General features: G+C 58.5%; 12 protein-coding genes. 9 read left to right on the forward strand and 3 right to left on the reverse strand.

Annotated features, from left to right (window positions below):
• Position 1 precedes the first annotated feature (1 nt).
• The 3 genes from AC0L2M_RS06465 (at position 2) to AC0L2M_RS06475 (ending at position 3,883) form a co-directional block, all read left to right on the forward strand.
• Positions 2-664, forward strand: a complete 663-nt coding sequence (locus AC0L2M_RS06465; protein WP_473534359.1) for a 5'-methylthioadenosine/S-adenosylhomocysteine nucleosidase — start codon at positions 2-4, stop codon at positions 662-664.
• 56 nt (positions 665-720) lie between these two features.
• Positions 721-2,313 (forward strand): glutamine-hydrolyzing GMP synthase, encoded by a 1,593-nt coding sequence (guaA, locus tag AC0L2M_RS06470; RefSeq protein ID WP_023800374.1) that lies wholly within the window; start codon positions 721-723, stop codon positions 2,311-2,313.
• A 316-nt stretch (positions 2,314-2,629) separates the two neighbouring features.
• Entirely contained in the window at positions 2,630-3,883 is a 1,254-nt protein-coding gene (locus tag AC0L2M_RS06475) for a tyrosine-type recombinase/integrase (RefSeq protein ID WP_473534360.1), read from the forward strand.
• Here the strand turns inward: AC0L2M_RS06475 and AC0L2M_RS06480 are convergent.
• Positions 3,864-4,217, reverse strand: a complete 354-nt coding sequence (locus AC0L2M_RS06480; RefSeq protein ID WP_473534361.1) for a helix-turn-helix transcriptional regulator — start codon at positions 4,215-4,217, stop codon at positions 3,864-3,866. The genes AC0L2M_RS06475 and AC0L2M_RS06480 overlap by 20 nt on opposite strands.
• Positions 4,218-4,937: 720 nt before the next feature.
• Between AC0L2M_RS06480 and AC0L2M_RS06485 the strand changes: the two genes are divergently transcribed.
• The 4 genes from AC0L2M_RS06485 to AC0L2M_RS06500 all read left to right on the forward strand — a co-directional run bounded on the left by AC0L2M_RS06485 (position 4,938) and on the right by AC0L2M_RS06500 (position 9,098).
• Positions 4,938-5,861 (forward strand): HamA C-terminal domain-containing protein, encoded by a 924-nt coding sequence (locus tag AC0L2M_RS06485; RefSeq protein ID WP_473534362.1) that lies wholly within the window; start codon positions 4,938-4,940, stop codon positions 5,859-5,861.
• A complete protein-coding gene (locus AC0L2M_RS06490) occupies positions 5,861-7,975 on the forward strand; it encodes a DEAD/DEAH box helicase (protein ID WP_473534363.1) in 2,115 nt (704 codons plus the stop codon). The genes AC0L2M_RS06485 and AC0L2M_RS06490 overlap by 1 nt, the downstream gene beginning before the upstream one ends.
• Before the next feature lie 435 nt (positions 7,976-8,410).
• Complete coding sequence (locus AC0L2M_RS06495) at positions 8,411-8,713, forward strand: DUF982 domain-containing protein (RefSeq protein ID WP_473534364.1); 303 nt, start codon at positions 8,411-8,413, stop codon at positions 8,711-8,713.
• A 40-nt stretch (positions 8,714-8,753) separates the two neighbouring features.
• Complete coding sequence (locus AC0L2M_RS06500; RefSeq protein WP_473534365.1) at positions 8,754-9,098, forward strand: DUF982 domain-containing protein; 345 nt, start codon at positions 8,754-8,756, stop codon at positions 9,096-9,098.
• Positions 9,099-9,112: 14 nt separating this feature from the next.
• Here the strand turns inward: AC0L2M_RS06500 and AC0L2M_RS06505 are convergent, their stop codons facing one another.
• On the reverse strand, positions 9,113-9,703 hold the full coding sequence (locus AC0L2M_RS06505; RefSeq protein WP_473534366.1) for a hypothetical protein: 591 nt from the start codon (positions 9,701-9,703) through the stop codon (positions 9,113-9,115).
• An 8-nt stretch (positions 9,704-9,711) separates the two neighbouring features.
• Between AC0L2M_RS06505 and AC0L2M_RS06510 the strand changes: the two genes are divergently transcribed.
• Complete coding sequence (locus AC0L2M_RS06510; RefSeq protein WP_473534367.1) at positions 9,712-10,791, forward strand: HPP family protein; 1,080 nt, start codon at positions 9,712-9,714, stop codon at positions 10,789-10,791.
• A gap of 178 nt (positions 10,792-10,969) precedes the next feature.
• The gene (locus AC0L2M_RS06515; protein WP_473534368.1) at positions 10,970-11,320 is read left to right on the forward strand and encodes an FMN-binding negative transcriptional regulator; all 351 of its coding nucleotides are present in this window, start codon (positions 10,970-10,972) and stop codon (positions 11,318-11,320) included.
• A gap of 825 nt (positions 11,321-12,145) precedes the next feature.
• Here the strand turns inward: AC0L2M_RS06515 and AC0L2M_RS06520 are convergent.
• Entirely contained in the window at positions 12,146-13,327 is a 1,182-nt protein-coding gene (locus tag AC0L2M_RS06520; RefSeq protein ID WP_473534369.1) for an extracellular catalytic domain type 1 short-chain-length polyhydroxyalkanoate depolymerase, read from the reverse strand.
• Positions 13,328-14,012: the final 685 nt, after the last annotated feature.

Consider the following 14,012-nt stretch of genomic DNA (forward strand, 5'->3'; position numbering starts at 1 on the left):
GATGCGCAAGGCCGTCAGAATTGCCGGCAGGGGCGTCCTCTTCGTGATGGCGGCGCAGGCCGAATACGGGCCGCATCTGCAGCGGCTGTTCACGCCTGTCATGACAGGGGTGGGGCCGGTCGAAGCGGGTGTCAGGCTGGGCGCGGAACTGTCATGGCTCAAATCTGAAAAGGCGCTGCCGGATCTCGTCGTGTCGCTCGGCTCGGCCGGCAGCCGGACACTGGAACAGACGGAGATCTACCAGGCCGTTTCGGTCGCCTACCGCGACATCGACGCCTCGCCTTTGGGCTTCGAGAAGGGCGCGACGCCGTTTCTCGACCTGCCGGTGTCGGTGCCGCTGCCGTTCAGGATTCCAGGCATAAGTGAGGCGACGCTGTCGACCGGCGCGGCGATCATTTCCGGCAGCGCCTATGATGCGATTGGCGAGGACATGGTCGATATGGAGACCTTCGCCTGCCTGCGAGCCTGCCAACTGTTCGGCGTGCCGCTCGTCGGCCTGCGCGGCATTTCCGACGGGGCTGCCGATCTCAGGCATGTCGGCGACTGGAAGGAGTATCTCCATGTCATCGACGAGAAGCTGGCGGACGCGGTGACGCGGCTGGAACAGGCGATCGGCTCCGATGCGCTGCAGTTTGGACCATCGCATGACGCGGAAACGGAGTGAGGGAGACGCCTTCGCAACCCATTGCGCCGACTCGTTTCTTTCTCTAAACGCTCGCCATGAAGATAGCCAATCGTCCCGACACCGTCCTGCCCGACACCGTCCTGCCCGACACCGTCCTGATTGTCGATTTCGGCAGCCAGTTCACGCAGCTCATCGCCAGGCGCATCCGAGAGGCCGGCGTCTTTTCCGAGATCGTGCCGTTCCAGTCGGCCGAAGCGGCGTTCAGGCGCATCAATCCGAAGGCGGTGATCCTCTCCGGCGGCCCGGCCTCGACCGGCGACATCGGCAGCCCGCGCGCGCCGCAGATTGTCTTCGACGCGGGCGTGCCGGTGCTCGGCATCTGCTATGGCCAGATGGCCATGTGCGTGCAGATGGGCGGCGTCGCCGAAAGCTCCGACCATCGCGAATTCGGCCGTGCCTTCGTCGAGATCCAGAAGGACAGCCCGCTGTTCGAGGGCCTGTGGGCGCCCGGCCAGCGCCACCAGGTGTGGATGAGCCATGGCGACCGCGTCATCTCGCTGCCCAAGGGATTCGAGGTGTTCGGCAAATCGGAAGGCTCGCCCTTCGCCATCTTCGGCAATGTCGAGCGCAAGATGTACGGCATCATGTTCCACCCCGAAGTGGTGCACACGCCGGACGGCGCCCGGCTGCTGCAAAACTTCGTCCACAAGATCGCCGGCATCGAAGGCGACTGGACGATGCGCGCCTACCGCGAGCACGCGGTCGAGACGATCCGCAAGCAAGTCGGCAAGGGCAAGGTCATCTGCGCGCTTTCGGGCGGCGTCGATTCCTCGGTCGCAGCACTGCTGATCCACGAGGCGGTCGGCGACCAGCTCACCTGCATCCTTGTCGACCACGGGCTGATGCGCAAGGACGAGGCATCAGGCGTGGTCGAGATGTTTCGCCAGCACTACAATCTGCCGCTCATCCTGGTCGACGCCTCGGACCGCTTTATCGGCGCGCTCGAGGGCGAGTCGGATCCGGAAAAGAAGCGCAAGACCATTGGCCGGCTGTTCATCGAGGTGTTCGAGGAAGAGGCCGAGAAACTCGGCGGCGCCGATTTCCTGGCGCAGGGCACGCTCTATCCCGACGTCATCGAAAGCGTCTCCTTCACCGGCGGCCCGTCGGTGACGATCAAGTCGCACCACAATGTCGGCGGCCTGCCCGAGCGCATGAACATGCAACTGGTCGAGCCGCTGCGCGAACTGTTCAAGGACGAGGTTAGGGTGCTCGGCAAGGAGCTCGGCCTGCCCGACAGCTTCGTCGGCCGGCACCCGTTTCCCGGACCCGGTCTTGCCATCCGCTGCCCGGGCGGCATCACCCGCGAAAAGCTGGAGATCCTGCGCGAGGCCGATGCCATCTATCTCGACGAAATCCGCAAGGCCGGCCTCTATGACGCCATCTGGCAGGCCTTCGCCGTGCTGCTGCCGGTGCAGACCGTCGGCGTCATGGGCGACGGCCGCACCTATGAATTCGTCTGCGCGCTGCGCGCCGTCACCTCGGTCGACGGCATGACGGCGGATTTCTACCACTACGATATGGCGTTCCTCGGCGCCGCCGCCACCCGCATCATCAACGAGGTGCGCGGCATCAACCGCGTCGTCTACGACGTGACGAGCAAGCCGCCGGGCACAATCGAGTGGGAATAAAGCTCGGTCGTTCGCCAGCATTCGGTGGCTATCGGCGGCATACAGTTGACTCATTGAATTTAAATAGCTTTCCTCTCTTTGCCTATCGCTGACTATCGCCCACAAGCGGAATCATTTGGCGGTAAGCCTGACGGCATCCCTTCTCCCATCATCCTCCCTTGAAGCTAGTACCGTCACGACCTCGCTTCCTAGTACGTTAGCTAATCTCTAGGTAAGCCATTGAATTTTTGACGATATGGTTGGGACTTGACGGTAAAATCGATGACGGTAAAATCTGGCGCTGGATATGTGGAAACGCGCTTAGATTGTCCTCGCCATGCTCACTGACATTGCACTTAAGAAGCTGAAACCAAAAGACAAAATATACAAGGTCGCTGATCGTGACGGTATGTACGCCACGGTGTCCCCCGCAGGGCAGATCTCGTTCCGATACGACTACCGAATGAATGGTCGGCGAGAGACAGTCACGCTGGGCCGCTATGGTGAGGGTGGCATCTCGCTAGCAGAGGCGCGCGACCGCTGCATTGCCGCTCGAAAAATGGTGGCAGCCGGACAATCGCCGGCGCATGAAAAGCAGCGTGAAAAGCGGCGCCTGTCTGCAATGGCCACCTTCGGCGATGCCGGCGGGGGCTGGTTTAAGGAGGCCAAGATGGCGGATAGCACGCGCTCAATGCGCAAAGCCATCTTCGATCGAGACATCTTGCCGATTTGGGACAAAAGACTCCTCACGGAAATAACAGCTGACGACTTGCGGGCGCTCTGCGCTAAGGTGCGCGACCGCGGCGCGCCGGCAACAGCCATTCATGTCCGGGATATTGTTAAGCAGATCTATGGTCATGCCATTCTGCACGGCGCGAAGATTCCCAATCCAGCGGACGAGGTAGGACCGGCCTCGATTGCCACGTTTGAGGCAAAAGACCGAGCATTGTCCCCCGCAGAAATCCGAATCATGCTGAACGAGTTGGAAAATGTGCCAACGTTGCCGACGATACGGCTCGGCCTAAAGCTGATCCTGCTCACGATGGTTCGGAAGGGTGAACTGCTGGACGCGACGTGGGACGAGGTCGATTTTGAGAATGCTGTTTGGAGCATTCCCAAAGAGCGAATGAAACGGAAAAAGCCGCATAACGTCTACCTGTCCCGCCAATCCCTCGATATCCTGATTGCGCTCAAGACATGCGCAGCGAACTCGCGATACGTGCTGCCATCTCGCTATGACGCCGACGAACCCATGTCGCGCGCCACCTTCAATCGGGTCACCATGGCCATTGTCGACCGCGCAAATAAACAAGAATTGCCGCTTGCGCCCTTTACAGTGCACGACCTACGGCGGACCGGCTCGACACTCCTGAACGAGATCGGATTCAATCGCGACTGGATCGAAAAATGCCTTGCCCACGAAGACAGCCGTACCTCTCGCGGTGTTTATAACAAGGCTGAATATGAGCCGCATCGTCGTCATATGCTGCAGGAATGGGCGGACATGGTTGAGGCATGGGCGGTGGGCAAGAAGCACACGCCCGTACTCCAGCCGGCTGCCGGGGCGGCGATCATCCTCGATCCGATTTGACAGGTCTCGTCTTCCGCGACCGCACGTCTGGACCTGGGGCAATTTCAATCGCGCCGGCAGACGATGCGTTTCGCCTTGCCTGAACCCAGGCTTCGACCTCCGCCAGATCCCAAACAACACAGCGGGGGGTCAGATTGAAGCGTCGTGGGAACTCACCACGCTGTTCCATCTCATAAATGGTCGTGTCCGATAAGGGGACGATTTCTCGCAATTGTGACCGGCGGACAGTTCGCACGACTTGTCGCGCCTGAATGTGCGGCAAGACGGGGAGGGACCGGTCTTCCGGTATGCTTCGGCAGCTTTCGGGTTGAAAAGGCTTCTGCCATTTGACCATGTGTATGACCGGGAAGACTCCTTGGGAGCGAATGATCGCGTGTCTGCCCCAATTCCGATATAGCTCTCAATTACGACCACATCGTCGTCTTTGACCAGCAGGCGGACCTCATGGGGTTGTTCGGATGCGAAACATCCGCCAAGGACCGCGTCCGACCAAAAAAGAGTCGCGGGAACGGATGGCCGTATTGCGCCCAATTTTTCGCCGTGCGCAGGTCCGTCTGCATCTCCCAGAAACTGTCGGTCCGCTCTTCAGCCCGCTACATCCAGACTGCGGTGGAAAGCGGTCGTCCCGGTGACCATTGGCTAGCGGCAGCTAGGCGCCCCCTTGGTTCCATTACCTCACTGTCCGGAAGCAGGCGTTTAACAGCTGTCCCTTGACGGCCATTTCTGCCCCCGCGTGACCGCAGGCTATGAGCGCGGCGGCCCCCCGTCGACTGAGCCTATCACTACCGCCGCGTAAGTGATCGACGCCGCGCGCTGACAGGTCCCCTTCGGCCCGGCCAACCTAGTTCGTGAATGTCTTGGTGTCAGTCAGCGCGGAGCGCTGATCATTCGTATGCGCGGACTGGGCAGATGGTGGGAACCGTCGGATATAGGCCAATCTGAAAGCCAGAAGCGAAAGTCACTCAAGCGGATAATGCACATCGACTTGCTAGGCACATTCGTCGCCAAGTTGTACCGTGGCAAAACGCGGGGTAGCTTGGGGACATCGTTATCTATGGCCGGACTAGCATTTGAGATTCTAGTTGACGACACGCTTGCCGAGGTCACCTCGGTCTCCCAACTCACCGGCCTGGTTAATAAACGTGTGCTGAGTTTGATAAACGACTTTGAAGATGCGGAATGGCGCTACCCCAAGTTTCAAAGTTATTTGTGGGATAACATCGCCCAGACCGCTCTGTCGGAGAAAGAGCGATCAGCTCTTGTCGACCAAAGTCATAGCAGCCTCATCGCCGCCGCCCAGAATCTCAGACTCACGGACGATGATGAGATCGGACTGGGCAGCGAGATCGCCGAGGTTTTCCTATACGGTTTGATGCGGCATCGCTTCGGCGCGCTGCCGGTCGTCCCGAAGATCTTCTACAAGCAGAATGTTCAAGACAACGCCAAGGGCGCGGACAGCGTTCATATAGTCGTCGACGGCGACGATTTTACGCTGTGGTTCGGAGAGGCAAAATTCTACAATTCGATTGCCGACGCCCGTCTCGATTCAGTCGTGACGTCAGTTATGAATTCACTATCAACAGACAAACTGAAAAAAGAAAACGCCATTATAACCAGTGTATCTGACCTCGACGGCCTCCCCATCGCGGCGGATCTTCGCACGAGGATCAAGGCCGCCTTGGACAATAGGGAATCTATCGATAACCTGAAATCCAAGATCCATATCCCAATTCTTCTACTGCATGAGTGCACGACCACGTCAGGCGCGAAAGACCTGACCGACACCTATAAGGCCGAGATTGTCGCCTTTCACAAGCATCGCGCAGATGCCTATTTCCTCAGGCAAATCGTAAAATCTGGATCAGTTCACAAGTATGAAGATCTAAACTTCCACATCATCCTCTTCCCGGTCCCCAACAAAAAGAAGATCGTCGACGCTTTTGTCCAAGCCGTTGCCTTTTACAAGGGGCAGAAGTGATGGACGTTTTTGAGATTTGCCACGAGATCAACAGACTTCTGACGCTGAAGAACGAGGTCGCCGCCAGAAATCTCCTGATACGCCTACTGGCGGAACTCGACCGCTCCAAGACGCCTTACCCGCAAGTCGTGAACCACATGATCCGCGCGACCGGACTGTTCCCCTACCTGCAACTCGCGAACGCTTCATGGGACCAGAAATACGTGCACCACGCGTTCGAGGTCGATGTCGGCCGCCGGGTGGCGACCCTGCACCGTGAGCAGTCGAGCGTTCTCGCCAAACTCCTGGACGGCAAAAACATCGCAGTCAGCGCCCCGACCAGCTTCGGGAAGAGCTTTATCATCGACGCCTTCATCGCGGCCAAGCAGCCGGATAACGTAGTGATCATCGTTCCAACCATCGCCCTAATGGATGAAACGCGCCGTCGTTTGTTCAAGAAGTTCTCTGAACGCTACACAATCATAACGGCGCCAGATACGCGACTTGGACCCAAGAATATCCTCATATTCCCGCAGGAACGGGCCTTTGGCTATCTATCCGCGCTAGAGAGCATCGATCTGCTGGTCGTCGATGAATTTTACAAGGCGAGCCAGAAGCACGACCCCGACCGCGCGCCCTCGCTCATCAAGGCGATCCTGAAGCTATCTAAGAAGGCGAAGCAGAGGTATTACCTCGCACCCAATATCAAGAAACTCAGCGATAATGCCTTCACGCGCGATATGGAGTTCATGGAGCTCCTAGACTTCAACACGGTCTACCTCGACATCAAGGAGCCCTACAAAGAATTTGGGGACGATGCGACCAAGAAGGGGGAAAAATTAATCGAACTGATTTCCCCAGGCGCTCAGAAGTCCCTAATCTACGCAGGCACCTACTCCGAAATCAAAAAAATCGCTGATCTCGTCATCGCGCGAATTCAGCCCGTGGATCGGATCTACACCAGCCATTTTTCCAAATGGCTGCGGCAAAATTACCAGTCCGACTGGCTGCTGGCTGATTTGGTCGATCGGGCGATTGGCGTTCACAATGGCAGCATGCACAGATGTCTTAGCCAGCTACAGATACGACTTTTCGAGTATGAAGACGGCTTCGACAGTATCGTCTCCACATCTTCAATAATCGAAGGCGTAAACACGTCCGCGCAGAACGTGATCGTGTGGCGAAGCAAGTTAGGGAATACTAATCTCAAGGACTTCACTTACAAAAACATCATCGGCCGAGGAGGTCGTATGTTTAAGTATTTCATTGGCAATATATACCTGTTGGACGCTCCGCCGAAGTCCGAGGACACCCAGCTGGAGATTGAATTCCCGGAAGAAATACTTGGTACGTTGGATGAAGATCACGATGCAGATCAACTCACTGAGCGACAAGTTGAGCGCATCATCGAATATCGAATGCAGATGTCGTCGATTCTCGGAGACGAGAATTTTGCGCGCATAAAGCGAGAGAACCTTCTGCAGGACAGTGACGCAGAATTCTTGCTTCGACTGGCAACAGACATGAAGAATAATCCTGACGAGTGGCGCGGTTTTGGGTACCTAAATTCTAGCAATCCGGACCATTGGGATACCATGCTCTACAGGATTCTCAGACTTAAACCTGGCAACTGGGACGCCCAATTTAGCAAACTCGTGACCGCCACCAAGGCAATCGCGTACAATTGGGATCGCGATTTATCCCAGCTGATCTCATCCCTCAAAAATGATGGAATCGATATCGATGACTTTTTCAAACTCGAACGGACCATCACATTTAAGTTGTCGGCCCTCCTCAGCGACACGAACGAACTTCACAAGTTAATCATCAACCCTTCAGTCGATATTTCGGCCTTTATCGGAAGAATGAGCCGAGCTTTCTTGCCCAGCGCGGTTTACCATCTCGAAGAATATGGACTACCGCGCATGATCTCGAAAAAGATTCATGCGTCGGGTTTAATTGATTTCCGAAATCCGAACATGGACCTTTTGCTAGCGCTTGAACGCTTCAAGTACCTTGGAAGGGATGCTGTGTTGGCGATTAAATCGCTCGGCCCTTTTGATCGCTATGTGGTCCGGTTTTTCTTCGACGGAATCACGCTTGACGAGGTCGTAGAGGCGAAAAGTGCGGACTAACCACTACCCTTACCCACACCAGAACCCATGGATCTCGTCGCGGGTGGTCTCCCGTGTGAAGACGGCCCTGCTCGTCTATACGAAGCTTGGGAGTGGGCGGGCGCGCCGGGCGCGTCCAACCATCGGCCGCGGCGACTACGGGCATGTTCGACAGCTTTCGGGCGAACCAGGAAAGACGTATCGTCTCCTAAAGGCGGCGGACGATGATCTCAGAGTTGCGGGTGGCCAAGGCGGCCACTTTTCATCAGGCGAATCGACCCCCCAGTAATGCAGCCGTCGTCGGGCTGTTTCGGAGTATCCGCAGCGGCCATCCATCTGCGGCCACTTTTCTCTTGCAATCGTCATCGCCCTGACAACACATTTTGCTATGGTCGGTGGGTGTCGATGAGGCGCCTGTTCACGCAAACTAGCGTTCAGCAGGGTCGGGAGGATCGAATGAACCGTGAGGCTTTCAGCAGCCCACTTTTCGTGCGACGTGCAGCGTACATCGTGCAAGAGATTACCAGTCTCGCGGACGCTATCGATTTCCTCAACGAATGGCCAGAAGATCGCAGAGACCTGATCCACGAAGCCGCCCTCAGGGCGTGCTTGGATGCGTTCGATGGGCGAAAACCTGTAAGTGCAGCGCGCAACGCTTTTTCCGGCTTTGCGAAACGGGCCGCCATATTGGAAGATGGAACCTCCGCCATGCAGTGGCTCGCTGCCTGCAAGTCGGGCAGTGGAAAAATGCGAGCCTAGGCGTCGGCGAGGCTGGCGCTGGGCCCGTCAAGAGGGCATTGTGTCGAACATTTCACAGTTCGCGGCGGAAGTGGCTCGGCTCGGCAAAGGAGACGAACTGGGCCTATTGACGCATGATCGCCTTGGGGGCGGAGAGATGACCGGCTTGAGGAGATTCGAGAGGCCGGTCGTTGTTCGGGTTGGCCGCCACAGCTCAGAGCGTATCGTGTTCGATGTCAACGAGGCAGCCGCTATCCTGCTGCGGGATCTTCATCGTCAAACCGAGAAACGGAAGGTAGCGATGGACGCCTGTCTGCAGGTGTTACGGGGTGAGGCTCATCCACCAGCTGCTCGACGAGCTTTCGTGGCAGCCGCGCTCGAAGCAAGGATCCTGCGCGGCGATTAAATGCTGTTAGCACGTCATAGGCTTTGATGCTTGGGGTATGCCTGACAACTTACGTGGCATATCGCAATGAAGAAGGTCATCGCCGCAGGGCGGCCGCCAGACAACGAACTCGAGACGTCCCGGCCTGTGATCTGGACGAGCGATGAGCTCCGGTCCAAGCCATTGTCGTGGAACCTTTCAACACATGGGGCGGCGAACTGTGCCAACTCCATGAAGATAAGCCAGGCCTTGAACGAACAGCTGTGCTGGGACGAAATCCGGTTGATGAGTTCACGCCAATGCTGATCTTCAGAATCCTCGTCAGCGCATCTCGCCGAATTATTGCGCATCGAACCGATACTCACGCGAATTCTTTCACGATAACGTTTGCAGTAAGCGAGAACGTTTCGCCATGCCGCGAGGAAAAATCGATCCTGTCCATTCCAGTAGAAGTATCTCCGCGCAAAGGCTGTGAAGCGACTTGAAAAGAACAGCCGCGGGCGGCGGATCGCCCAGTCGCTGCGCGCAATAATATTCTCCCTGGCCGCAAACATTCGGATTTGTTTGACTTTCAAATCCGTGGCTTCGGCGGCATTGCTGACAGCGCAGACTTCCACTCGTTCCAAGGCTTAGCATGGGGTTTCGCCTTTTTGTCCCAATCCTCGCCGGCGCGACGCTGCGCGAGCGGCTGCTCGCCTGCATCGGCGCCACGATCGGCATTGCGCTGACCGGCGTGATCAGCGGGCTCGCAATGGGCGGCGGGCCACATGTGGCGCTGCTGGTGGCGCCGACGGGTGCCTCCGCCGTGCTGCTCTTTGCCGTGCCGTCGAGCCCGCTGGCCCAGCCCTGGTCGATTATCGGCGGCAATTCGATCTCTGCACTGGTCGGCGTGACGGTCGCGCTTTTCGTGCACGACCCGGTGATCGCGTCGGGCCTCGCTGTGGCGCTGGCGATCGCCGCCATGTCATTCACGCGTAGCCTGCATCCGCCGGGCGGTGCCGCGGCGCTGACGGCCGTGCTTGGCGGACCGGCCGTGCTCAGCTTCGGCTTCCTGTTCCCGTTGGTGCCGGTGGCGCTGAACTCGACAATTTTGGTGGCGCTGGGCTTGCTCTTCCACCGGCTGTCACGGCGCAACTATCCGCATGTCCATGCACCCGCCGCCAACAGCCACGGCACCGCCGATGCGCCGCCCACGAGACGCGTCGGCTTCCGGCCCGAGGATGTCGATGCGGCACTCGCCGCTTTGGACGAAACCTTCGACATTGGCCGCGACGACCTCGAAAGGCTGCTCTGCCAGGTCGAGCTGCAGGCGATGGTGCGCTCGCACCGCACGCTGCTGTGCCGGGACATCATGTCCCGCGACGTGATCTCGGTGCCGGAAAACGCTACCTTCGACGAAGCGCGAAAGCAGCTTCTCGACCACAACATCCGCACCTTGCCAGTGGTCGATTCGGACGGCCGGCTGGCCGGCGCCGTGGGCTTGCGTGAGCTGACTAAGGAGGCCGATGCGGTGAAGGGCGTTATGTCGAAGACTGCTACCGCCTCTCCCGACACGCCGGCGATGCGTTTGCTTCCCGTGCTCACCGACGGCCGCAGCCATGCCGTAGTCATCGTCGATGCCGAGCGGCACATCCTTGGCCTGATCACTCAGACCGACCTGTTGGCGGCGGCAGCGCGCATGCAGACCGCAGGCACAGAGCTGTCAGCGGCATAGAGAAGTAATCCGGATTTGCTCAGTCAGGGAGCCTTTGCAGACAGACACATCCACCGTCTGCTCGGAGTCGCGATGAGAAGCTGGCCATGCAAGTCGTCGCAGTTTTCGCGGCCGATGCGGTTGCTGCCGAAATGGCGCTCGTACACCGGGCTCGGGCCCGCGACGCTGGTGCCGGGCCTTGTGCCAAACGCTTTGGGGGCGACGCCTCAACCGGGCGCAGGGAAGGCACGGCGCTCTGCACTGCCACGTCGCCCGCAGTAACCCGGTCTGCCAGGACGTTTTGACCGGCGATGAGGTACTCGTCGTGGTCCGCGCGGCCGACGCCTATATCTCGCCGAAATGTATCCGAGCAAGCAAGCGAAATGTGGACGACCAAGGCGACCGGCGCATAGGGAGGCAATGCTTTCGGCCGCCGCCTGGAAGTCCGAACAGGGCTGAGGGTGCCCATCGCATCGTAACGAATGCCAGTGAACCTTGCCCCTTTGCCGTACGGCTCGCCTTGAGCAGATACCTCGCGAGAGGGCCTTAGCCGGAAGTAGCGGGCGGAACCCGCAAGATAGGGTTGGGCGCTCATAGGGCGACGGGCATTAAGAACCACAAGCCGAGCGCGACACGAACCGCCGTATACGGAACCGTACGCACGGTGATGTGGGGGGAGGGACGCCGCAAGGCTCCCTCCTACCCGATCGGCATTAGTTGGAGCCGGTTTGTACTGGGTCAGTCTGGATTCGCGTGGTCACTAGTTGACGCGTCTTGACCCAGGAATTTGCGCGAAGAACAACCTGAGGTCATTCCTCTTCTTGGTCATCAGGTTCGCCAGACCAGACGAGATCATACGAGGGAAATGGTTTGGCGAACCGACCGCTAACATATTGATTCTCTGTATACAACACTGACCCTCCGGGCCCACCATTGATCAACCCACACAACGATGTGCAGGCCCGTTTCCGCTCCCGCGATGGTGATCGACGAACCAAGATTGCCGGCCAGGGCCTGAAGCAACACTGCCCTGCGCTCGGCGTTCTTCCTGCGGATGCTGCGTACATGGCGCTCATATGCGCCGCTGGCAAGAAGCTCGGCCAAGGCTTCCTATTCCGGCAACGGAGTATGTCGGTCAGTTAGGCGCTTCGCCTCGCTGAAGGCTCGACACAGGCTGGCCCGGACAACCAGATAGCCCAGCCTCAGGGTTGGCGACAGCGTCTTGGTACCGACATAGATGACGGATTCAGAATCGAGCGTCAGCAGCGGCGGAATGGGGGCGACGTCGTGAGGTCGGGACGGTCGTCATAGGACGATGGTTCCCATCGCTTTAGTGCACCGTGCGTCCTGAAAGTGGCGTTGTTTCGGCGATACACTAGTGCATCAAGCCTGCCGATCGCAGGGCCTCCTCTATGACTTTTCGTATCCCCGCGGCGGAGTCGGGCTTCTGAGAAGGCGGGAAGTTTGCACGTTTCTCAGAGTGAGGGATATTGGGGACCCCAACCTTGGGCAACGAGAAACCGCGTGCGAAGCCGGGCGCGAGCGCCTCGTTATTGGCTTTTGCCGGCTTGATCTTCGCATGTCGATTTACGCACTGCTTCGCTATTCCCCAGAACCGCGCAATATGCCGGGTAGAGGAGATACCGGCGTCCAGCATGAACGGTCCCCCCACGCCAAGCGCGGCGTCGCCGGCCGTGTCAAGGGGCGTACCGTGGCCCATTCCGGCGATGCGATATTCCTCGATCAGCTCCTGCCCTTGGGCATTGCACCAGACGCGCCGTGAATGACCATCCACAATTTCTGATCGGGTAGAACGTGCATCGAGTCCGTGAATGGCCCGCCATTGCTCGACGATCGCATCAGAGTTGGAAGATGCTACGGTTTGATCGGCCGAGCCGTGCCAGACGGATATAGAAGGCCAAGGACCTTGGTGCGGCGAGGCATCGCGTAGGGCTTTCTGCAATTGCCGTTCCGAGGGCGCGCCATGACCGCGCATGCGGTCGAAGGCCTCCGGGACTGTCTTTGCGCTCCCATAAGGCAGGCCCGCGATGATCGCGCCGCCTGCAAAAACCTCCGGGTAGCAAGCCAGCATCACCGATGTCATGGCGCCTCCGGCGGAGAGGCCGGTGATGAAGATACGCTTACGGTCGAGGCCATATTCGACGACAACCGCCTCAATCATCTGGCGGATGGAAAGGGCCTCTCCGCCGTTCCGCTTTGTATCGCTGGGCACGAACCAGTTGAAGCACAGGTTGGGATTGTTGGCGCGTTGCTGCTCGGGAAACAGCAGGGCGAAACCTTCCTGATCGGCCAGTTGCGACCAGCCGGAACCATCGTCGTAGCCGGCTGCGGTCTGCGTGCAGCCATGCAGCACCACGACAAGAGGCGCCGTGTCAGGCAAATCGTCCGGAACATAGGCCCTCGCCCGCAAGGCGCCAGGATTGGAGCCGAAATCGCCCAGATCCGATAGCCGATCGCGGCCTTGTCCATTGCTTTGAAAACCCTGCCCGGCGCGGAATGCCGCAAGACGGGTGATCGTGTCGGAGATTTTTCGCAAATCAGTATCCCTTGTTTCAGCCGCCAAAATCGCGGCAGCGCTGCGCACAACGCACGTGCAGCAATATCGTTGCCGCACTGCACAATAACAAGTTTTCATTTGAACTGTTGCGGAGCGCCCGCAGGTCACCTCCCGCTCCAAACAGAGCTGGCGTAGGGTTAGCGGCATTGCGACCGACGTCCGGAGCCCTTCAATTTCGGAACCTGTCCCTGTTCAAACCTGGTCCAACTTCTCATTGTTCAAAAATAGTTCTCAAAAGAAGGCGGCGGCGCCGGCAATTTGCGCCTTGCTTGGGAGGAACAAGTGGGACCCGCCGTTTCGACGCCTAAACGCCACGGGTTTCGGGTCGCGCCTCGTCGAAGCAAGCTCTCGCACGGGAGTTCTACGAAAAGGTGCAGACCGTCTACGACCCCCTCGGCCTTCGGTGCGAGCTACCACCTCCATGAATAAACGTCCGCATAGACGCCGTAGGTCCGGTCGAGCCAGTTGCTCCATCGGAAATAGCGGGCTCTCTCGTGGGCAAGTTTGGCGTTTGAGGGCGGACCGAATACCGATTGAGAATACCGGCGCGGCGACCTACGATGGTCCCGGAGACGTCAGGGTCACGACGAAGCACTTGCTGGTCGAGTTGGAGGCCCAAGATCCGAACGTCGACCATTTTTCTCCAAAACCATATCGGATATCT

This window comes from Mesorhizobium sp. WSM4806 (genome assembly GCF_055811635.1).